Below are 20,700 nucleotides of genomic sequence, written 5' to 3' on the forward strand. Positions count from 1 at the left end.
ATGTCGCTAAACATCTATAAATATGCATCAACCATTCGATCTGGACAGGAATCATGCACTGTTCTGCGAGAATGGGCTCATGGAGCTCAGCGAGGAAGACCTGCGCTTGGTCAATGCCCTACAGATTTCACCGCGGATCAGCTGGTCCGACGCCGGAAATGTCCTGGGCGTCCACGCCACCACACTGGCATCCCGGTGGGAGCGCCTCAAGGGAGCGGGCGCAGCATGGACCACCGCACACCTCATGGGCGACCCCAAGGACATGTGCCTGGCCATGGTGGATATTGACTGCGAAATGCACCTCAGGCCGGACGTCACCTCCGCGGTCGCCCAGCTTCCCGAGGTCATCACGGTGGAAGAGGCTGCCAGCAACCGCGACCTCACGCTCACTGTGATCACACAGGACCTGGGACAGTTCAGCACCGAGGTGTTGCCGAAACTCAAAGAGATCAGGGGACTCACCAAGTACCACACAGCCCTCTGCACTCGGATTCACACCAGCGGATATGCGTGGCGGCTCAACGTCCTCACCAAGGCAGAGCAACAGGCACTCCGGGCGCTGGCCGGACCTGAATCAGCAAACCCGTCAGCACATGACGCCATGGTGCTCCCGCTCCCCGACAGCCATCTGGCGATCATCCCGTTCCTCGCACGCGACGGCCGTGCCACAGCCGCAGAAATTGCCCGAGCCTTGGGCAGGAACCCCGCCACAGTCCAGCGGCAACTGGGCAGGGTCCTGAGCAGCCGGATGTTGTCCTTCCGCTGCGAAATCGCCCAACAATTCTCCGGCTTCCCCATCACGGTCCAATGGTTCGCGAACGTTCCCCCAGGTGAGCACGAAGCTGCAGCCACAGAGTTGCGGGCCATCAGGAACATCCGCTTCTCCGCGTCCACTACAGGCCGCACCAACTTCACCATGATCATGTGGTTGCGCTCGCTGGCTGACGTCATGGAAATGGAACTCACCATCCAGCAGCGCATCCCGGGCGTCCAGCTCGTGGAGAGCGTCGTCATGCTCAACACAGCCAAACGCGTGGGATGGATGCTCAATCCGGACTCCACCGCCACAGGGATAGTGGTGCCGCCCTACGGAGAGCTCTTGCCAGCCGGTATCTAGGGAGTGATGGTGTTTAGGCGTGTTTGGTGGCTCTCAAGACCGTGTCCAAGGTAGTACCGGACTCGCCATTGGGTCCTGTGACAGTACGCGCCCGGTCTGTCAGGACGTTGACGAACCACGGCTCGCGATCCAACCGTAGCGCGCCCGCCAATTGCTCCGGCGTGAAGAACATGCCGGACTCATGATGATGGCTCCACGACGGGAGTCCATGTGGGTGATGCCCCACCACCAGCAACGTGCCGCCCGGTGCCACGGCCGCCGCGGCTGATGCCACGGAATCCCGCCACGGCAGGAGCGGAGAGTGCAGGAACTGGGCCGAGACCAGATCGAAGACGGGCTCAGGCTTCCACTCCGTGAGGTCCTGTTGCTGCCACGTGATCCGCTCACTGACGTCGCTTTCGGCTGCATGCGCGGCTGCCCGTTCAAGCGCGACGGCGGACACGTCCATTGCCGTGACAGTCCAGCCTTGTCCGGCGAGCCAGATCGCGTCGGCGCCTTCCCCGCAGCCGAGGTCGAGGGCTCGTCCGGGTTTGATGCCTGCAACTTCCGCCACCAGTTGCGGGTTCGGGTTTCCGCTCCACACCTTGGGGCGCTCGCGGTACATGCCGTCCCACATGTCCACGGCATTGTCGGCGTCCTCGTGCAGGTTCAAGCCGCCCTGCTGTGCCCCTTCGTGGGTGTGTTGACCGTGTTGGTGAGTGGCGGCGTCGTGCGTGTGTTCAGTCATAACCCAAGCGTGCCGCGACGCTGCGTCGAAAGGCAATGCCTGTTGCTATTCCGGCAAAGTCCAGCGCTGTGCGCCAGCACCGGAGGCTCCGAGTTCGTCCGAAGGGTTCTGCAACGTACAGGATTTCAGGCTGAGGCAGCCGCACCCGATGCATCCGTCGAGATCGTTTCGCAGGTGTTGCAAGGCAGCGATCCGTTCGTCCAGTTCCTTGCGCCATCGCAACGACAACCTGGACCAGTCGCGCTTGGTGGGCGTGCGGCCATCGGGCAGGGATTCCAATGCCTCCCGGATGTCCTTCAGCGGCAAACCCACCCGTTGGGATGTCTTGATAAACGCGACCCGCCGCAGTGTGTCCCGCCGGTAACGCCGCTGGTTGCCGGCCGTTCGCTCCGCCTCGATGAGCCCGTTGCGTTCGTAGAAATGAAGGGCCGACGCCGACACTCCACTCCGTTCGGACAGCTCACCAATGGTGAGTGGCCTGTGCGTTTCGACTGGCGGCATGGCGTTCTTCCGGTGGCTTGCGTGGTGGATTGACCTCAACATTAGTTGAGGTTCTAGGCTGACGTCCATGACCTCTGACACCTCAACGGCCGGGATACTGCGCCGCCCATACCTGCTTGCCACAGTAGGGGCTTGCGCGCTTGTGTTCCTGAGCGCATTCGAGTCCCTCGCAGTGACCACCATCATGCCGCTCGTCAGCCGTGACCTGGATGGCGCCAGCCTTTACGCGCTGGCCTTTGCTGGACCGCTGGCTACCGGCGTGATGGGCATGGTGGCGGCAGGCAACTGGTCGGATCGTCGTGGTCCGGCGGCGCCGTTGTACTCCTCCGTGGCCTTGTTCGTGGCTGGACTCCTGATCGCCGGTACCGCCGGGACCATGGAGATGCTGGTGCTGGGGCGACTGGTGCAAGGACTCGGTGGCGGCGCGATGACCGTGGCCCTCTATGTATTGGTGGCCCGGGTGTACCCGCCTGTGCTGCACCCGAAGATCTTCGCTGCCTTCGCCGCGTCCTGGGTGGTTCCTTCCCTGGTGGGTCCGTTTGCGGCGGGCGTGGTGGCCCAGCTGAGCAGTTGGCACTGGGTGTTCCTCGGTGTTGTGGGCCTGGTGGTTCCAGCCTTGCTGATGGTGGTGCCGGCCGTGCGGGGGATGAATTCCGAACCCGCTGCCGAGCCCGTTCCCTGGGCCTTCGGTCGGATGGGGTGGGCGGCGCTCGCGGCCGTCGCCGTCCTGGGTCTGAACCTGTCCGCTGAGGTGCCCGGCTTTGGCGGGGTGATTGCCGTCGTCGCGCTCGTCATTGCCCTCGTAGCGGTGAAGCCGCTGGTTCCGCGGGGAACCCTCACCGCCCGGCGGGGCCTGCCCAGTGTGATCCTGGTCCGAGGGCTGGCGTCGGCGGCGTTCTTCGGGGCCGAGGTGTACTTGCCGTACCTGCTGACTGAGCGATACGCGTTCACGCCGACGTTCGCAGGGTTGACGCTGACCGGAGCCGCGCTGGCTTGGGCTGGGGCATCGGCGATCCAGGGGCGGCTCGGTGCCCGGTTGGCTGACGACCTCGCTGTGAAGATTGGCGCACTTTTGGTGCTGATAGCCGTGATCTCTACGCTGGTGACCGCAGCGCTTAGCCTGCCCGCTGCAGTTGCCATCGTTGGTTGGATCCTTGCCGGTGGCGGCATGGGCCTCATGTACCCGAGGCTGTCCGTGATGACGTTGGCGCTGTCCACCGAGGACAACCAAGGCTTCAACAGCGCGGCCATGTCCATCTCCGATTCCCTCGGCGGCGCACTGTCCCTCGCAGCTACGGGACTTATGTTCGCTGCATTCACGACGACGAACTCGTTTGCGGGGGTCTTCGCACTGACGGCGATCATCGCCGTCGTCGGGGTAGTCATTGCGCCGAGGGTCGCCGCTCGCTCGGCTCGGAGGGGTGTGGGTGAGAAGGGTATGGGTGAGACGGGTGCCCCGGGTGCCGGGACGAGTGCCCCGGACGCCCAACCTGAGCTCACGCGCCACTCCTGACCCGTTGTGGGGCCTGCTCTGCAGGGTATTGCCGCCCGGAAGGGTGCAGATCGGGCCTCGCAACGCAGGGTGGGTGAGTTGTGGGGCCTGCTCTGCAGGGTATTGCCGTCCGGAAGGGTGCAGATCGGGCCTCGCAACGCAGGGTGGGTGAGTTGTGGGGCCTGCTCTGCAGGGTATTGCCGTCCGGAAGGGTGCAGATCGGGCCTCGCAACGCAGGGTGGGTGAGTTGTGGGGCCTGCTCTGCAGGGTATTGCCGTCCGGAAGGGTGCAGATCGGGCCTCGCAACGCAGGGTGGGTGAGTTGTGGGGCCTGCTCTGCAGGGTATTGCCGTCCGGAAGGGTGCAGATCGGGCCCCGCAACGCAGGCCCGGCCAGCCCCGATGCGGGCCTGCAGGAGAAACACTGCTAAGCTAGGAACACTTGATGTGCGGTGACGCCCTGAAGCAGGTGGCCTGAAGGGCTACGCGACGGGGCATTTTTCATGTGAGAGGCACATCCTGCGTCGATGAACGCGTTCCATTTGGTCCCGGCCAACGCTGTTGAAGCGAACCGGTAGACCACCTGACTTTTCCTCGGCGAACCCCTGGCCCAACCGGCGTCGGGGGCCGATGTCCGCAACTGGACACCGCCCGAAAGACATGAAGTTTATGACTACTTTTGCTGCCCTTGGCACGCCCAAGCCCATTGCCGAATCCCTCGCCGCAGATGGCATCGAAGAGGCATTCCCCATTCAGGTGAAGACGCTCCCGGATACGCTCGCAGGCCGCGACGTCCTGGGCCGAGGCCGCACCGGCTCCGGCAAGACCATCGCTTTCGCCATCCCGCTCGTGGCCCGCTTGGCCGAGCGCGAAGCAAAGCATTTCCGCAAGCCGGGTCGTCCCATGGGCCTCGTCCTTGCACCGACGCGTGAACTGGCAACCCAGATCAACGCCACCATCGAGCCGCTGGCCAAGGCCATGGGCCTGAACACCACGGTTATCTACGGCGGCATCTCCCAGGCACGCCAGGAAAAGGCGCTGCGCGCCGGCGTCGACATCGTCATTGCCTGCCCGGGCCGCCTCGAAGACCTGATCCGCCAGCGCATCCTGACCCTCGAAGCTGTTGAGGTCACCGTGCTGGACGAGGCCGACCACATGGCTGACCTCGGCTTCCTCCCGGTGGTCAAGAAGCTCATGGACATGACCCCCACTCAGGGTCAGCGCCTGCTCTTCTCGGCGACGCTGGACAACGGTGTTGACAAGCTGGTCAACCGTTACCTGTCCAACCCGCTGACGCACTCCGTGGACGATCCCCAGGCCGCCGTGACCACCATGGAACACCACGTCCTGGTGGTCAACGACCAGACCGTCAAGAAGCAGCTCATCGTTGAACTGGCCTCCGGCGCTGGCCGCCGCGTCCTCTTCATGCGGACCAAGCACCACGCCCGCAAGCTTGCCAAGACCCTCACCGACGCTGGCATCCCCGCCGTCGACCTTCATGGCAACCTGTCGCAGAACGCCCGTGACCGTAACCTGGCCGAGTTCTCCAATGGTGACGTTCGCGTCCTGGTGGCTACCGACGTCGCAGCTCGCGGCGTGCACGTTGACGACGTCGAACTCGTCATCCACGTGGACCCGCCCACAGAGCACAAGGCCTACCTGCACCGCTCCGGCCGCACGGCCCGCGCCGGTTCCGATGGCACCGTTGTCACCCTGACGCTCCCCGAGCAGCAGAGTGACGTCAAGAAGCTCATGAAGGCTGCCGGCGTTGACGTGAACTTCGAGCGCGTCACGGCAAGCTCACCCTTGGTTTCAAAGCTCGTGGGCGACATCGCGGACAAGGTTGATCCCCGCACCCGTGCGGCTCTCCTCGCTGCGAAAGCCCAGCAAGGTGGCGGCACGTCCACCGGTGCCAACGCCCAGCGCAAGCGCGCACGCCGTTCCACGCAGGCCGCTCCCACCGCTGGTGGTCGTGGCGGTCGCAATGGACGCGGCAAGGTCGCGGCTGAGCCGGTTCGCACCGACACCAACCGCGCTGACCGTCGAGCAGCAATGAACGACGACGTCGCCCGCAGCCCTCGCGGTCGCGGTAAGGCTGGCGCTACTCACCGCAACGACGTTCCCGGATCGCAGGGCCAGAACGGTCGCAGCGGCCGTCCGGCTACCGGCCAGCGCTCAGCTTCGGCTCCGCGCACGGCATCCACCACGAGTACTCGCACCGGCGGAAACAAGGCCGTTTGGTCTTCCGCAACGGGCGCTACGTCCGGCGGATCCTACGGCTCGGGCGCCTCAGGCAACTCCGGTCGCGGTGGTTCCGGTGCAGGTCGTCCGGCACGCAGCGGTCCCCGTCGTGCATCGGCTCCCGCATCGAACGAGCGTCGCGGCCGCTAACCTCCCCGTTGTGAGGCCCGCTCTGCGCGTTATTCCCTTGGTTTAGCGTGCAGAGCAGGCCCCGCAAATCACCAGCCCCGGGCGCGCCACTCGTCAAGGTGTGGCCGCTCGGCGCCGAGGGTCGTGGGCAATCCATGGCCCGGGTGCACCAGGGTCTCGTCCGGATAAGCGTCGAACAGTCGCTCCGACACGTCGTTCAACAGAGAAGTGAAACGTGAAGGATCGTTCTGCGTGTTGCCGACGCCTCCCGGAAACAACGAGTCTCCACTGAAAATGTGGGCGGGCCCGTCAGGATCCTGGTACACGAAAGCGATCGAGCCAGGGGTGTGTCCGCGCAAGTGGACCGCCGTGATCTCGAAGTCGTCGAACTGCTCGACGTCGCCGTGACCAAGCCGGACATCCACTGGAACCGGCAACGCATCGGCGTCGTCCGCTCCTGCTGACGTCCTTGCACCGGTGATTTCCACCAGTTCCGCCAGAGCCCGGACGTGGTCCCAGTGCTGGTGGGTGGTGGCAATCCGGGCGAGCTTCGGCGTCGCGGCCGTATCTGCGGTGCTGTCTTCGAGCAGTTGCTGAATGGCCGGAAGATCATCTGCAGCGTCGATCAACAACTGCGCCCCCGTGGACCTTGAGGTCAACAGGTACACGTTGTTGTTCATCTCGCTGACGGAGATGCTGCGGATGGTGACGTCACGCAAAGAGTGAATTAGCGAATCCATCGTGTCAGTCTATGCAGTTGCCGGATTGGCTTCGCGGCCCTGCGACACCCAGTTGGGGTCGGCAGAGCGTGAACCCACGACGGCGGCCGCAGCTTGGTCGAGCCTCTCAAGCTGCGCTGTTCCCAGTTGCAGGGACAGCGCCCCAAGGTTCTCGTCGATCCGGTGCGTTTTGCGCGTGCCGGGGATGGGGACCACCGAAATCCCGAGGCGCTGCCCTTGGGTAAACAGCCAGGCCAGGGCTACCTGGGCCGGAGTTGCATCCAGCCCGCTGGCTACCTCGCGGACCGCGGCCACTACGGCCTGGTTCGCATCAAGTGCCTCGTCACCAAAACGGGGGATCTTATGGCGGAAGTCATTTTCGCCAAGGTCGCTCGCGCTGACGGTTCCCGTAAGGAACCCGCGGCCAAGCGGCGAATATGGCACGAACCCGACGCCAAGTTCCTTGGCTGCAGGTACAACGTTCAGCTCAACATCCCTGCTCCAGATCGACCATTCGCTCTGGACTGCGGCAATGGGATGGACGGCGTTGGCCTGCCTGAGCTCCTCGGCTGTCACTTCAGACAGTCCGAGGTGCCGGACCTTGCCCTCTCGGACCAGCTCCGCCATGGCCTCCACGGTTTCCACTATCGGAACGCGGAGGTCACGGCGGTGCATGTAATAGAGGTCAATCACGTCAGTGTCCAGGCGGCGGAGGCTCGCTTCCGCCGCTTGCCTGATGTAGGGCGCATCCCCGCGGACTCCCGTGTACCCGTCCGCGGGGTTGCCCTCAATTCCGAACTTCGTGGCCACTTGCACATCGTCGCGCCGCTCCTTCATGAGCCTGCCCACGAGTTCCTCGTTACTGCCCGCTCCGTACACATCTGCGGTATCGATGAACGTGATGCCCGCGTCCACTGCATGCCTGAGTGTCTTCAGGCCTTCCTCGGGATCGATCCCACCGTAAACCGGGGTGAGGGCCATTCCCCCGAAGCCGAGGGGGCTGACCTTGAGGCCGTCGCCGAGCTGAACTGCAGTCATGAACTTCTCCAATGCGCGTTTGGGTGCTCTTGAAGGCGTGAACTCAGCAGTTGGCGTGGGTATTCCTGCGGAAGCCCGAATTGGGCGAAGGGTGGCCGTGATTGGTGCCTAGCCCGGGACACTCCGAGCCCGATTCGATGGCTTGCTGCGCATTCGATGGTAGGAAACGTCTAATGCGCAGCGCCCCATCGAAATGGAGCGCCCGCGGCACGAGGGAGGCCGCGAGGACGGGCGGCAGCTACTCGGGTTTGGCTGCAGGCTTGTCAGCAGGCAGGGCCTTCAAACCGGCAGCACAACCCACAATGCCCGCGATGAACAGCAGTTTCAGCGGGCTCGCGGATTCCACACCCGTGATCATGGCCCAGCCAACGGTCAATGCAGCGCCGATACCCACCCACACCGCGTAGGCAGTTCCGAGGGGGATCCGCTTTACGGCGATGCCCAGCCCGAGCATGCTCAGGACGGCAGTGATGGCGAACACCACCGTAGGCATGAGTTGCGTAAAGCCGTTGGAGAGGCCCAACGCTGTGGCCCAGACGGCTTCGAGCAGCGCTGAAGCCAAGAGGATGACCCAGAAGATTCCGTTGCCGGAGTTGCCGGAGTTGCCGGATTCGCCGGACTTGCCGGAGCGGCCGGTTTTCCTGGTATTCGCAGTGTTCCCGGAATTCACAGTGTTCTCAGTCATGGCTACGCCACCACCTTCAGGCCAACTACACATGCGCCGATGCCCGCAAGCAAAAGCAGCCGGGCCGTCGTCGCGCGTTCAACTTTGGTGACCATCGCATACGTGGCAGTCAGTACGACGCCGACGCCAACCCACACCGCGTAGGCAGTGCCCGTGGGGATGGATTGCATCGCGATGGCGAGCCCAGCCATGCTGGCGACCACCGACACCAGGAACACAACGGTGGGGACGGGTTTACGGAAGCCCTTGGAACGGTGGAGCGCTGCGGCCCACACGGCTTCGAGTGCTCCGGAGAGAATGAGAATTAACCACGACATGACTTTTCCTTTGGCCAGTCTTGTCGCGTGCCGGGTACTGAACCGTCGTCCGGAGGTTCCAGAGGGGAACCTTCATTTCAGGCTAGCAACTCCCGCGCGGGGTGGCCACCTCTGGTGGTTAACGTCACCACATCAAGCGTGCGACGGCTCCAGATGGTCGATCGAGATCACTGCCACGAAGCCGCGTCCTGAGATCTCCGGGCTGCGGGTATCCGAACCAACCACGGCGTCGTAGCGGGACAATTCGACCGGTTCGCCGGCGCTGGGTGCCGGGCCGCCGCCGTCGGACTCTTCCTCCACAGCAGGCTCTTCTTCCACGCCCGATTCATCCATAGGCGCGCCGGGCGCAACTGTGGCCTTACCCTCGAGCAGGATGGCCAGCTGGCCCTCGAAAACCGGGTGAGGACGTTTCTTGGAGATCTCGACTATGGAGGTGTAGCCCTTGAAAGCGCCTTCGCGTGCGATGACGTTCAAGTCCCGGATGTCGCCGGTTGGGAGAGTGGCTGACGATGCGGCTTCTCCCGAGAAGCGGAAGGGGCGATACTTTTCCAACGGGTGCTCGGAGCCGTCCACTGTAAGGAGGAGCAGTTCGCCGTCGATGATGGTGATGACGCGTTCCATCCCCGGGAACGTTGAGAACTCGCCCGCTTTGGAAACGTCTGCGATGCTGACTCGCCAATCCCAGGCATTGTCCTGCGCCGATGCGGCCTTCGGATGGCTGGCGAGTTCGCGCGTCACACCGCCCCCGTTGCGCCACGGTTCGGGACGGATGTCGGCAAAGCGGATAATCTCCATTCGACCAGCCTAGTGGTGGACCCAGCTTCTGCGTTGGCATTGAGGCTTGCTAACGTCATATGTGGAAAACGTTGTGACTACGGCTGGAGGCGCCGAGATGTTCGTCAAAGTGTGCGGCTTGAGCACGCCGGAATCCGTGCGTGAAGCGGTCGACGCCGGCGCAGACGCGGTCGGCTTCGTGCTCACCGCCAGCCCCCGCGAAGTCAGCCCGGACCAAGTGCGCATTCTGCTGCCGTTGGTTCCGGAGGGTCTTCACGCTGTGGGTGTTTTCCGGCACGAGGATGCCGCTGGCGCAGTGGCAACGGCTCGTGCTGCCGGACTCAAGTGGGTGCAATTGCACGGCCACCGCACGGCCGCCGACGTCAAAACAGTGCACGACGCCGGGATGCGGCTCATCCGGGCGGTCACCATGGGTGCCTCCCAGGACGAGTTCGCGGACCTGGGCGAAGAAATTTTCCTGATCGATGCTGCGGTGCCAGGCTCAGGTGAGTCCTGGGACTACGCGTCCGTGCGGGCAAAGGGGCTCGATAACCGGGAGTGGCTGCTTGCCGGGGGACTCGAATCCGGCAACGTGGCTTTCGCGGCGGCTGCTGCAGGCGCTTGGGGAGTGGACGTTTCCTCCGGCGTAGAGGCATCTCGGGGAGTGAAGGATTTGGCGAAGATCCGCGCTTTCCTCGAAGCTGCCAAAGCCTAAATTCGGTTACCGTGTCAGTGGGCCACTCTAGACTCTCGCTCAAGACGACACGATTCACTCCAACGCACCACTACTTGGATATCGAACATCACCGAAACCAGGAGTTAAGCAATGAGTACGGAACAGCACACCCTGACCATGAGCCGCGAGTTTGATGCTCCCCGCGAGAAGGTTTTTGAAGCCTGGATGGAGCCGGACAAGCTGACGCAGTGGTTCGGGCCCGTGGAGGTGGAAGCTCCCCGCGACCAGATCATCGTTGAGCCCCGCGTTGGTGGCATCTGGCAGGTGGTCATGGTGTGGTCGGACGAGAACGGTGAGCAGTCGGCCCCCATTGAAGCCACCATCACCGAGCTGAAGAGCCCGGCTCTTTTGGTTGCCCAGGCCAAAGCTGCTCCTGACGCTGACCACGAGTACGAGGAAATGCACCTCGAGTTTGAGGACCTCAACGGCCGAACCCGGATGAATCTTAGGCAGGGTCCGTTCGCTTCCGAGGAATGGGTTGAGATGACCCGCGACGGCTGGGGTACCTCGTTCGACAAGCTGGACGGGATCCTGGCCGGTTGAGCCACTGACCTGTTGGGAGCGTAGTGCCGCAGTAAATGCCACGGTAAGTGCCGCTGCAAGTCAGGGAAGATTCAGGGCAGACCCCTAGGCTTTTTGTCGGGGCCGCAAGGGAGAATGAAGACTATGAAAACGCTCCTTAACATCATCTGGCTTGTCTTCGGTGGGTTCTGGCTGGCCTTGGGTTACTTCGCGGCAGGCATCATTTGCTGCGTGCTCATCGTCACCATCCCGTGGGGCATCGCTTCGTTCCGGATCGGTGCGTACTGCCTGTGGCCCTTCGGCCAGATGGTGGTTGAGAAGCCGGGCGGTGCCGGGGTGTTCGCGCTCCTCGGCAACGTGATCTGGCTTCTGGTTGCCGGCATCTGGATCGCGATCGGTCACGTGGTCACGGCAGTAGCCATGGCCATCACCATCATCGGAATCCCGCTGGCCATCGCCAACTTGAAGCTGATTCCGGTATCGCTGATGCCCCTCGGTAAGCAGATTGTGCCCACAAACCAGCCGTTCGTCAGCACGTACCGCTAGGCCGGCACTGGCCATTTAGACGACCCGCTGCAGAACAGACGACTCCTACCGTCTAACCTGCAGCGAATCGTCTCATCGGGGAGAGGAACGGGAGCCGCTCACGCAAGCTCGCTGGCGAGGTTTCGGCGCGCAGCGTCCAACCAGAGTGCCTTGGCGCGTTCGCCATGGAACAGCGGGTCCAGCCTCAGGAGATGACGCACGACGGCGGCGCGACCCTTCGCGAAGTCGTCGTCGCTGACGTGGGCGTAGTCTTCGCGGACGGCGGCCAGGTAGCGAGCATAGGACTGCGGATCGCCGCCAAGCACTGAGAGGTCGGCGTCGCAGAGAAGTGCGCCGGCATAGTCACCCGTCTTTGGACTGTGCGAAGCCGTGAGGCGGACCAGGCGCGCCACCTCCGCCACCTCGTGGGGAGCAAGCCCTGCGGCCGTGAGCCGGTCCTCGGCCAAGCGGGCGGACTCTTCTTCGTCCTGTCCCGCAACTCCTTCATAGACGGCATCGTGGAACCATGCTGCCAGCAAGACGGTTCGCGCAGGCTGTTCGGGTTCCGTCAGCACGTCCAAGGCTTCAAGGACTGCCAGGAGGTGTGTCCGGCTATGGTACTTCCTGCTGTCCTCGCCCCAGCGTTCCAGCAGTTCAAGGCCCAGCTCTTCGTGGCCTGGGTAGCTGCTGTTCCAACGTTCCATCAAAGGTATTGTCAATGCCTTGCTCCGTTCACGAGCCGGGATGCGCAATCCGCTGGCAATGAGCTTGCGGACCAGGATACGGGCCTCCACAGGGATGGCACCCGCGGAAACGAGGTCGTCATAGCGGCGTTCAGGGACATCATAATGATCTCCGTCAAAGGCCCGCTCGGGAACACCGGAAGCTGCCGCGAACGCGTGCAGCTCATCCAGCGAGGTATCCGATACAAGGTGCGAAAAGACGGTTCCGTGCGCTGGCCAAAGGGGCGGATCTACGTAGATGGCCATTGCCAAAGTGTACCCATGTGATCCTTCCCAGTTGCCGGCCATCGGGACGTCTACCGCCGTGCTGCCGTCCCGGAAGTACAGGCTTCACTGCCCGCGCTGATCACGGCAACTGGGAAGGAGTGCAGGAAACTCAGTGCTGGGCGGGCAGGATGTTCTGGTTGCCGCGGAACACGTTGTCGGGATCGAATTCGCGCTTCACCAAGGACAGGCGCCGGTAGTTCTGCTCGCCATAAGCCGCCATGATCCGGTCCTGCCCTTCGTCACCAATGAAGTTCAGCCACACCCCGCCCGTGGTGTGCGGGGCAATGTCCTGCCGGAACTGTTTGACCCAGGCTTTTGCCTCCTGCCCGCCCTCCGGTGTTGCGGATAGGCCGAACGGGTGGCTGACCCATGAGGCTCCGCGGTGCTGCAAGGGCGTGTTCGCGGCGGCAGGACCGGAAACTGCTCCACCCCAACGTGCCACCAACTGCTGGGATTGTGGGCCAGGCAGGCGTTGCGCCGAGTCCACCAGGAGATCCAGGGCGGCGTCACTGAGCTCGTTATGGTAGTCCGCGCTCCAGTAGTTGTAGTGGTCCGGAGGGTCGTCGATCATGCATTGGAAGTCCGCATATTGCATGGGCGATACCAGGTCCACCGCGGGTCCGAGGTCCTTGAACGCTTTGACGTGCTCCTCGCCGGCCTCCACATCACCCGCGTAGATGTAAGCCATTCCGACGGCGAGCTTGCCCACTATCTCTTCCGGGACGAACTCTTCCGGCGGGGCGGTGAGGTACACGAGAGCTGTCCCCACGGCGTCGGGCGCCTCCAACGCAAGCCCCCGGAAGGCGCGCGACAAATCCTTGGCGTCCTCCCCTGGGAACAACATGAGGCCGGCCATCACGGTGGGCCCCAGGTCGTGCAGCTTGAACGTCAAGGACGTAGCCACACCGAAGTTACCGCCCCCTCCGTGGAGGGCCCAGAACAACTCGGGGTTTTCGCCGGGACTGGCGGTAACCCGTTCCCCGGAGGCCGTGACCAGGTCGACAGAGAGCAGGTTGTCGCACGCGAATCCGTACGAGCGCTCCAGCCATCCAGAACCACCGCCCAACGTGAATCCCGAGACTCCCGTGGTGGACGCGCGCCCGCCTGTAACAGCCAGCCCGTACTGCTGGGTTGCGCGATCGAACTCGCCCCAGGTCAGACCGGCGCCCGCTGTGGCGGTCTTCATCCCGCGGTCCACGCTGATGGATTTCATGGGGCGGACGTCAATTACCAAGCCGTCGTCATTGGTGGACATGCCCGCCACCGAGTGCCCGCCCGAGCGCACGGCGACGTCCAAATTGTGGTTGTGCGCATAGCTCAGCGCTTCAGCCACTTCGCTGGGATCAGAGCATTTGGCGATGACAGCCGGCTTGCGGTCGATCATCGCATTGAAGAGTTTTCGGGCTTGGTCATAGTCCGGGCTGTCCGGACGAATCCATTCCATGGGACGTTCCTTCGCATCGGAAACTCTCCCCTAGAACAGGGTACGTCCGCACCTCCCATCGGACCATGGGTAAAGCAAAGAAGTACGACGGCGGCGCACCACTTCGCGCCGCGCCCGGAAGTACGACGACGGCGGCGCACCACTTCGCGCCGCGCGCACCAGAGCTTACGGGCGCGTCGTGCGGCAAAGGGCGCGCCCGGAGCGCAGCACAACTCATTATCGCTCGGCGGTCACATGACGTATGCGGCTGAAATGATAGAAAAAATCCGCAAACACGGAACTATGATTCACCTATGCCGCAAATACGAATTCCCGAGGCCGCGCGCTTCCTTGGTGTCAGCGACGACACCGTGAGGCGATGGACGGAAAACGGAACGCTTACCGCCCAAAAAGACTCAGCTGGGCGCCTCGCAGTGGATGGACTGGAACTGGCCACACTTGCCCGCGACCAATCCCACCTCCCGGACGACCCCTCGCGGGCAGGAAGTTCGGCCCGCAACCGCTTCGTGGGTCTGGTCACCGGCATTACTGCGGACAAGGTCATGGCCCAAGTAGAGCTTCAGTGTGGTCCGTTTCGCGTGGTGTCGCTGATGAGCAGCGAAGCCGTCCGGGAGCTTGGGCTGGAACTCGGTTCGGTAGCCACAGCCGTGGTGAAGGCCACCACCGTCATCATCGAAACACCGCAGGGAAAGAGCATCCTATGAGCGTCACTCGAAAGCTTCTCGCCGCACTCCTGCTGGCCGGCGCCGTAGCTGCTGGCCTGTCAGGCTGCGCCTCCGGGACAACACGTCCGTCCACGGGCTCGGCCAGCCCCGGGTCCTCATTGTCCGGAGAGATCACTGTTTTCGCTGCAGCATCCCTGAAAACAACCTTCACGCAGCTGGCCAAAGACTTCGAAGTCCAGCACCCGGGCACCAAAGTAACTCTGAGCTTTGCAGGCTCTTCCGACCTGGTCACACAGATCACCCAGGGTGCCCCCGCAGATGTCTTCGCTTCAGCCGACACCAAAAACATGGACAAGCTCGCGGACCAGGACCTTGTGGACGGAACAGCAACCAACTTCGCCACCAATGTCCTGGAGATCGCCGTCCCGCCCGGCAACCCGGCGTCGATCTCTTCCTTCGCGGACTTGGCCAGGCCCGGCGTCAAGGTAGTGACCTGTGCCAGCCAGGTTCCCTGCGGCGCTGCAACGAAGACCATTGAAAAGGCGACAGGGACCGCGTTGAGCCCGGTCAGCGAGGAATCATCCGTGACCGATGTCCTGGGCAAAGTCACCTCGGGTGAAGCCGACGCAGGCCTGGTCTATGTATCCGACGTCAAAGCGGCCGGCGACAAGGTTAAGGGCGTCCCCTTCCCCGAGTCGGACAGGGCCGTCAACACGTACCCCATTGCCACGGTTGGTACTAGCAAGAACAAGGAACTGGCCACTGCGTTCATAGCAAACGTCACTAGTGAAGCGGGCAAGAAGGTCCTCACGGACGCCGGCTTTGGAACGCCGTAGCGGCCACCGCATCATGATCAAGCGCAGCGGCTACCACGGCATTCCGCGGTGGATTTATGTTTTCGCCGCTGTGGGTGGACTTCTGATGGTGCTTCCCCTGGCGGCCATGTTGCTCCGGGTGAATTGGCCGCAGTTCATTCCACTCATCACGTCCGAGTCGTCCCTTGCCGCCCTGGGCCTGAGCCTGAGAACCTCAGCGGCCAGCACCGTCCTTTGCGTCGTCCTGGGAGTTCCGTTGGCGCTGGTGCTTGCCCGCGGCGAGTTCCCCGGGCAAAGGCTTCTCCGCTCCTTCGTCCTGCTGCCGCTGGTGCTGCCGCCCGTCGTCGGCGGTCTCGCTCTCCTGTACACTTTCGGGCGGCAGGGACTCCTGGGAAAGTCCCTTGAACTGGCCGGGATCCAGATCGCGTTCTCCACTTCGGCGGTGGTTTTGGCCCAGACTTTCGTGGCCCTGCCGTTCCTGGTGGTCAGTCTGGAAGGCGCCCTGCGATCGGCCGGAAGCAGATATGAGGCTGTCGCGTCGACCCTCGGGGCGCGGCCCACTACCGTCCTTCGTCGTGTCACGCTTCCACTCGTGCTGCCTGGGCTGGCGTCAGGTGCTGTGTTGTCGTTCGCGCGAAGCTTGGGCGAGTTCGGAGCCACCTTGACCTTTGCCGGCAGTTTGGAAGGGATCACCCGCACCCTTCCCCTCGAAATCTACTTGCAGCGTGAGGCCGATGCGGACGCCGCCGTCGCGCTTTCCTTGGTGCTGGTGGCGGTTGCCGTTGCGGTGGTTGGGCTCAGCTATGGGCGTCGGCGAAGCAGCACTCCCGTGGAGGTCCAGCCATGAGCTTCGAGCTGCAGGCTAGCGTTCGAGCCCGGAACTTCGACATGTCCCTAAGCCTCGCTGAAGGTGAGACCGTGGCCATACTCGGTCCCAATGGTGCCGGGAAATCCACTATGCTGGGCGTGATCGCGGGCCTGTTGCGGCCGGATGCCGGCTCGGCACGAATCGGCGACAAGCAACTGTTCAAGCTCGACGGCGGCACCCGGCTTTGGACCCCGCCACACTTGCGGGGGACTGCGCTTCTAGCCCAGGAAGCTCTTCTGTTTCCGCATCTGAATGCCTTGGACAACGTGGCATTCGGGCCGCGTAGTGCGGGTGCTTCAAAGGCCGCCGCGCGGGAAACTGCACAGCACTGGCTGGCCCAAGTTGATGCCATGCCACTGTCTGACCGGAAACCCTCCCAGTTGTCCGGAGGGCAGGCCCAACGCGTCGCGGTGGCACGCGCCCTGGCGGCTAAGCCCGAGTTGTTGCTCCTTGACGAGCCCATGGCCGCCCTCGACATTCACGCGGCACCATTGCTCCGCCGCGTCCTCAAACGAGTCCTGTTGGACCGCAAAGCCATCATCGTCACGCACGACATCCTGGACGCCTACATGCTGGCCGACCGAGTCATTGTGGTGGAGAAGGGACGGATCGCGGAAGAAGGACCCACCCGTCAGGTCCTTGAAAGACCACGAAGCCACTTTGCCGCAGGCCTCGCCGGCCTCAATCTCGTCGCCGGGACTATTGCCTCCGAGGGAATTACGACGCCGGATGGCCGGGTTTTCGTCGGCCAGCATGATCCTGACTGGTCACCAGTGCCTGGCCAGGCGGGCGTGGCCGCGTTCCCGCCGTCGAGCGTCTCCGTCTTCCTGGGCGACGTTCACGGAAGTCCCCGTAATTCCTTCCCGGTGACCATCACGGACCTTGAACCGTACGGGGACCAGATCCGCGTCCGCGCCAGCGGGGTGCAATCGGCGCAAGCGTTGTCAGCCGACATCACGCCCGCGGCATCAGCCGATCTCGGCCTGGTACCGGGCATGGAAGTCAGGTTTGTGGTCAAGTCTGCGCTGGTATCGGTCTACCCGGCCTGAATACCCCAGTCTGAAGACCCAGGCGGCTACTCGCGATTCGGCCTCCGACGGCTTGCGCCACTTGCCGCCATTCGCACCAGTTCTCGCTGGTGCGAATGGCGGAAATGGTTGCGAAAGTTACATGCCGGGCATGTCCAATGCCTCGTAAACCTGAATGGATGCACCCGGCATCATCAGGTGCGGATGTCCTTGGAGGAGTTCGAGCGCGCCGTCCATGCTTTCGGCCTGAAGGATGGTGTAACCGGCCACGCCGCTGGTGGCATCGGTAACGCCCAAGCTACCCACCTCTTTGCCGCCGCCAAGGGGAGTGCCGAGGTCGACGATGCCGTCACCCGCTTTGGCAGCCCAGTCCATCCACACTTTCATGCCCTCTGCCGCCGACTCGGGAGAGGCGTCCTGCATCGCAGATTCCGCGGATTGCGGAGCTGTGTAGAGCACCACGTATTTTGTCATGTCAGGGTCCTTTTTGAAGTTCTCGCGAGCATGGCGGGGGAGGTCCCGCCCGGTCACAGCCTGATGGTAGACCTCCGTTATGCACATAGCCACGGTTTTGTCTGGACAGTGGTTTCGCCCTCGGCAAACATGGAACCCAGAGAGTCCAAAAGCAAAGTTGAGCGTAGTAGACTCAACTTTGTAATCATAGGTATCACTCCAGAAAGGGAGCACTCTTTGGACGTCAAATTCACCACCAAAAGCCAGGAGGCCCTTTCTGCGGCCGCCATGAATGCTTCGACTGCCGGCAACCCGCAGCTTGAGCCCGCACATCTGCTGAAAGCCCTCATGGACCAGCGCGAAGGCGTTGCTGTTGCACTGTTGCGTGCCACCGGTGCGGACCCTGACGCCGTGAGCGTTCAAGCCAGCTCAGCCATCAAATCGCTGCCATCGTCCTCGGGGAGTTCGGTCCAGCAGGCGCAGTTGTCACGCCAGTCCATGCAGGCCATCCAGGCTGCCCAAAATGAGGCCGACAAACTTGGCGATTCCTTCGTTTCCACGGAGCACCTGCTGCTCGGGCTCTCGGCCGGCAGCGACGCCGTGGGTAAGTTAATGCGCGACGCCGGCGCCTCCCACGAAGCGCTGCTCGCCGCCCTGCCGGGTGTCCGGGGGGACAGGAACGTCAACTCGCCGGATCCGGAAAACACCTTCCAAGCCCTGGAGAAGTTCGGTACGGACCTCACTGCCGTGGCCCGCTCAGGCAAACTGGATCCCGTTATCGGTCGCGACAGCGAGATCCGACGCGTCGTGCAGGTCCTGAGCCGCCGCACCAAGAACAACCCCGTGCTGATTGGTGAGCCCGGCGTTGGCAAGACAGCCGTCGTCGAAGGCCTCGCGCAGCGCATGGTGGCCGGCGACGTCCCGGAAAGTCTGCGGGGGAAAACGCTCATCGCCCTGGACCTCGCGTCCATGGTGGCCGGTGCAAAGTACCGCGGCGAGTTCGAGGAACGCCTGAAGGCTGTGCTGGAGGAAATCAAGAACTCCAACGGGCAGATCGTCACGTTCATCGATGAAATCCACACAGTTGTGGGTGCCGGCGCCACGGGTGAAAGCGCCATGGATGCAGGAAACATGCTCAAGCCCATGCTGGCCCGCGGTGAGCTGCGCCTGATTGGTGCCACCACCTTGGACGAGTACCGCGAGAACATTGAAAAGGACCCTGCGCTGGAACGCCGTTTCCAGCAGGTGTATGTTGGCGAACCCAGCGTCGAGGACACCATTGGTATCCTGCGTGGCCTGAAGGAACGTTACGAGGCACATCACAAGGTAGCCATCGCGGACTCTGCTCTGGTTGCAGCCGCAACGCTGTCCAACCGGTACATCTCGGGACGCCAGCTTCCTGACAAGGCAATCGACCTCGTGGACGAGGCCGCGTCCCGGCTGCGCATGGAGATCGATTCCGCGCCGGAAGAAATTGACCAGCTCCGCCGCGCCGTGGACCGGCTGACCATGGAGGAGCTGGCCCTGCAAGGGGAAACCGATCCTGCTTCGGTGGAGCGGTTGGCTGCGATCCGAGCGGACAAAGCCGATAAGAATGAAGAGCTCAGCGCTTTGAACGCGCGCTGGGAAGCCGAGAAAGCCGGACTCAACCGGGTGGGTGATCTCAAAGCGAAAATCGACGAACTACGCTCCGCAGCGGACAAGTCCCAACGCGAGGGCGACCTGGAATCGGCGTCGCGGATACTCTACGGCGAACTGCCTGCCTTGGAACGCGAACTGAGCGCCGCTGCCGAGGAAGAGTCCGCCCGGAGCGATTCGAAACCGGAACTGATGGTTGCCGAGGACGTAACTGCGGACGACATCGCGGAAGTCATTTCAGCTTGGACGGGGATCCCGGCCGGCCGCATGCTCCAAGGCGAGTCGCAGAAACTGCTGCACATGGAAGAGGAGCTCGGCAAGCGCCTCATCGGGCAGACCAAAGCTGTCCAGGCTGTGTCAGACGCCGTGCGGCGTGCCCGTGCCGGAATCAGTGACCCCAACCGCCCCACGGGTTCGTTCCTGTTCCTGGGTCCAACGGGCGTCGGCAAGACGGAACTGGCCAAGGCCTTGGCAGACTTCCTTTTCGACGACGAACGCGCCATGATCCGGATCGATATGTCCGAGTACAGCGAGAAGCACTCGGTTGCCCGCTTGGTGGGTGCCCCTCCGGGATACGTCGGCTACGAAGAAGGCGGCCAACTCACAGAGGCTGTCCGTCGCAGGCCCTACTCCGTGGTGCTGCTGGACGAAGTGGAGAAGGCGCACCCGGAGGTCTTCGACATCCTCCTGCAGGTTCTCGACGACGGCCGCCTCACCGACGGTCAGGGCCGAACCGTGGACTTCCGCAACACCATCCTGGTGCTGACCTCCAACTCCGGAAGCCAGTTCCTTGTGGACCAGTCACTGGATGCAAGGGCCAAGCGGGACGCTGTCATGGCCGTGGTCCAGGCATCGTTCAAGCCCGAGTTCCTGAACAGGCTGGACGAGATCGTCCTCTTCGACCCGCTGACCGTTGAGGAACTTGCCCGGATCGTGGAGCTGCACGTCGCCGAGCTGAGCAACCGGCTCCGCGATCGACGCCTGAGCCTTGAGGTAACTGATGGGGCACGCGCATGGTTGGCCATGTCCGGCTTTGATCCCGCCTACGGTGCGCGACCACTTCGCCGGCTCGTTCAGCGCGAGATCGGCGACCGTCTGGCCAAGGAGATCCTGGCCGGCGAGATCGTGGACGGCGACACCGTACTGGTGGACACCTCGGCGGACGTTGACGAGCTCACCATTGAAGGGCTGGAGGCAATGTCAGGTCCCGACGGCGGCACTCCCGTAGGTACGGGCCTGACGGTTCGTCGGAAGTAGC

General features: G+C 63.3%; 21 protein-coding genes and 1 riboswitch. Of the genes, 11 read left to right on the plus strand and 10 right to left on the minus strand.

The window, feature by feature from the left end; translation table 11 throughout:
• Positions 1-79: 79 nt before the first annotated feature.
• Positions 80-1,117, plus strand: a complete 1,038-nt coding sequence (locus M1D89_RS05125) for an Lrp/AsnC family transcriptional regulator (RefSeq protein ID WP_498648622.1) — start codon at positions 80-82, stop codon at positions 1,115-1,117.
• Positions 1,118-1,130: 13 nt separating this feature from the next.
• On the opposite strand, the gene M1D89_RS05130 is transcribed toward M1D89_RS05125, so the two are convergent.
• Entirely contained in the window at positions 1,131-1,844 is a 714-nt protein-coding gene (locus M1D89_RS05130) for an SAM-dependent methyltransferase (protein ID WP_498648626.1), read from the minus strand.
• Between the two features lie 45 nt (positions 1,845-1,889).
• Positions 1,890-2,414 carry a redox-sensitive transcriptional activator SoxR gene (gene soxR, locus M1D89_RS05135; protein WP_498648628.1) on the minus strand — a complete coding sequence of 175 codons (525 nt, stop codon included), beginning with the start codon at positions 2,412-2,414 and terminating at the stop codon, positions 1,890-1,892.
• On the opposite strand from soxR, the gene M1D89_RS05140 reads away from it, so the two are divergent.
• Positions 2,413-3,858, plus strand: coding sequence for an MFS transporter (locus M1D89_RS05140; RefSeq protein ID WP_498648630.1), 1,446 nt, complete (start codon positions 2,413-2,415; stop codon positions 3,856-3,858). The genes soxR and M1D89_RS05140 overlap by 2 nt on opposite strands.
• Positions 3,859-4,504: 646 nt before the next feature.
• Entirely contained in the window at positions 4,505-6,226 is a 1,722-nt protein-coding gene (locus tag M1D89_RS05145) for a DEAD/DEAH box helicase (protein WP_498648631.1), read from the plus strand.
• 68 nt (positions 6,227-6,294) lie between these two features.
• On the opposite strand, the gene M1D89_RS05150 is transcribed toward M1D89_RS05145, so the two are convergent.
• The 5 genes from M1D89_RS05150 to M1D89_RS05170 all read right to left on the minus strand — a co-directional run bounded on the left by M1D89_RS05150 (position 6,295) and on the right by M1D89_RS05170 (position 9,759).
• The gene (locus M1D89_RS05150) at positions 6,295-6,945 is read right to left on the minus strand and encodes an MBL fold metallo-hydrolase (protein ID WP_498648633.1); all 651 of its coding nucleotides are present in this window, start codon (positions 6,943-6,945) and stop codon (positions 6,295-6,297) included.
• 9 nt (positions 6,946-6,954) lie between these two features.
• A complete protein-coding gene (locus M1D89_RS05155; protein WP_498648635.1) occupies positions 6,955-7,962 on the minus strand; it encodes an aldo/keto reductase in 1,008 nt (335 codons plus the stop codon).
• Positions 7,963-8,200: 238 nt separating this feature from the next.
• Positions 8,201-8,542: a DMT family transporter gene (locus tag M1D89_RS05160; protein WP_498650898.1), complete on the minus strand. Its 342-nt coding sequence runs from the start codon at positions 8,540-8,542 to the stop codon at positions 8,201-8,203.
• Positions 8,543-8,649: 107 nt separating this feature from the next.
• Positions 8,650-8,964, minus strand: a complete 315-nt coding sequence (locus M1D89_RS05165; protein ID WP_159706197.1) for a DMT family transporter — start codon at positions 8,962-8,964, stop codon at positions 8,650-8,652.
• A 9-nt stretch (positions 8,965-8,973) separates the two neighbouring features.
• Positions 8,974-9,039: riboswitch (guanidine-III (ykkC-III) riboswitch) on the minus strand.
• A gap of 57 nt (positions 9,040-9,096) precedes the next feature.
• Positions 9,097-9,759 carry a HutD/Ves family protein gene (locus M1D89_RS05170; RefSeq protein WP_498648638.1) on the minus strand — a complete coding sequence of 221 codons (663 nt, stop codon included), beginning with the start codon at positions 9,757-9,759 and terminating at the stop codon, positions 9,097-9,099.
• A 97-nt stretch (positions 9,760-9,856) separates the two neighbouring features.
• Here M1D89_RS05170 and M1D89_RS05175 point away from each other — a divergent pair, with 97 nt between their 5' ends.
• The 3 genes from M1D89_RS05175 (at position 9,857) to M1D89_RS05185 (ending at position 11,542) form a co-directional block, all read left to right on the plus strand.
• Positions 9,857-10,453, plus strand: a complete 597-nt coding sequence (locus M1D89_RS05175; protein WP_498650899.1) for a phosphoribosylanthranilate isomerase — start codon at positions 9,857-9,859, stop codon at positions 10,451-10,453.
• Positions 10,454-10,564: 111 nt separating this feature from the next.
• Positions 10,565-11,017 carry an SRPBCC family protein gene (locus tag M1D89_RS05180; RefSeq protein WP_498648640.1) on the plus strand — a complete coding sequence of 151 codons (453 nt, stop codon included), beginning with the start codon at positions 10,565-10,567 and terminating at the stop codon, positions 11,015-11,017.
• Positions 11,018-11,140: 123 nt separating this feature from the next.
• On the plus strand, positions 11,141-11,542 hold the full coding sequence (locus M1D89_RS05185; RefSeq protein WP_091470118.1) for a YccF domain-containing protein: 402 nt from the start codon (positions 11,141-11,143) through the stop codon (positions 11,540-11,542).
• Between the two features lie 98 nt (positions 11,543-11,640).
• Here the strand turns inward: M1D89_RS05185 and M1D89_RS05190 are convergent, their stop codons facing one another.
• Both M1D89_RS05190 and M1D89_RS05195 read right to left on the minus strand, forming a co-directional pair.
• On the minus strand, positions 11,641-12,510 hold the full coding sequence (locus M1D89_RS05190; RefSeq protein WP_498648642.1) for a DUF4031 domain-containing protein: 870 nt from the start codon (positions 12,508-12,510) through the stop codon (positions 11,641-11,643).
• A 130-nt stretch (positions 12,511-12,640) separates the two neighbouring features.
• Entirely contained in the window at positions 12,641-13,975 is a 1,335-nt protein-coding gene (locus tag M1D89_RS05195) for an FAD-binding oxidoreductase (RefSeq protein ID WP_498648644.1), read from the minus strand.
• A 293-nt stretch (positions 13,976-14,268) separates the two neighbouring features.
• Here M1D89_RS05195 and M1D89_RS05200 point away from each other — a divergent pair, with 293 nt between their 5' ends.
• The 4 genes from M1D89_RS05200 to M1D89_RS05215 are packed head-to-tail and all read left to right on the plus strand — an operon-like array spanning position 14,269 to position 17,372.
• Positions 14,269-14,679, plus strand: a complete 411-nt coding sequence (locus M1D89_RS05200) for a TOBE domain-containing protein (protein ID WP_498648646.1) — start codon at positions 14,269-14,271, stop codon at positions 14,677-14,679.
• Positions 14,676-15,476: a molybdate ABC transporter substrate-binding protein gene (gene modA / locus M1D89_RS05205; protein WP_498648647.1), complete on the plus strand. Its 801-nt coding sequence runs from the start codon at positions 14,676-14,678 to the stop codon at positions 15,474-15,476. Before M1D89_RS05200 ends, modA begins: the two co-directional genes overlap by 4 nt.
• A gap of 13 nt (positions 15,477-15,489) precedes the next feature.
• Complete coding sequence (locus tag M1D89_RS05210; RefSeq protein WP_498650900.1) at positions 15,490-16,302, plus strand: ABC transporter permease; 813 nt, start codon at positions 15,490-15,492, stop codon at positions 16,300-16,302.
• Complete coding sequence (locus tag M1D89_RS05215; protein WP_498648649.1) at positions 16,299-17,372, plus strand: sulfate/molybdate ABC transporter ATP-binding protein; 1,074 nt, start codon at positions 16,299-16,301, stop codon at positions 17,370-17,372. Before M1D89_RS05210 ends, M1D89_RS05215 begins: the two co-directional genes overlap by 4 nt.
• 117 nt (positions 17,373-17,489) lie before the next feature.
• On the opposite strand, the gene M1D89_RS05220 is transcribed toward M1D89_RS05215, so the two are convergent.
• Positions 17,490-17,825 (minus strand): YciI family protein, encoded by a 336-nt coding sequence (locus M1D89_RS05220; RefSeq protein WP_498648650.1) that lies wholly within the window; start codon positions 17,823-17,825, stop codon positions 17,490-17,492.
• A 216-nt stretch (positions 17,826-18,041) separates the two neighbouring features.
• On the opposite strand from M1D89_RS05220, the gene clpB reads away from it, so the two are divergent.
• The gene (gene clpB, locus M1D89_RS05225) at positions 18,042-20,699 is read left to right on the plus strand and encodes an ATP-dependent chaperone ClpB (protein ID WP_498648652.1); all 2,658 of its coding nucleotides are present in this window, start codon (positions 18,042-18,044) and stop codon (positions 20,697-20,699) included.
• Position 20,700 lies beyond the last annotated feature (1 nt).

It is taken from the genome of Arthrobacter sp. D3-18 (assembly GCF_054408525.1).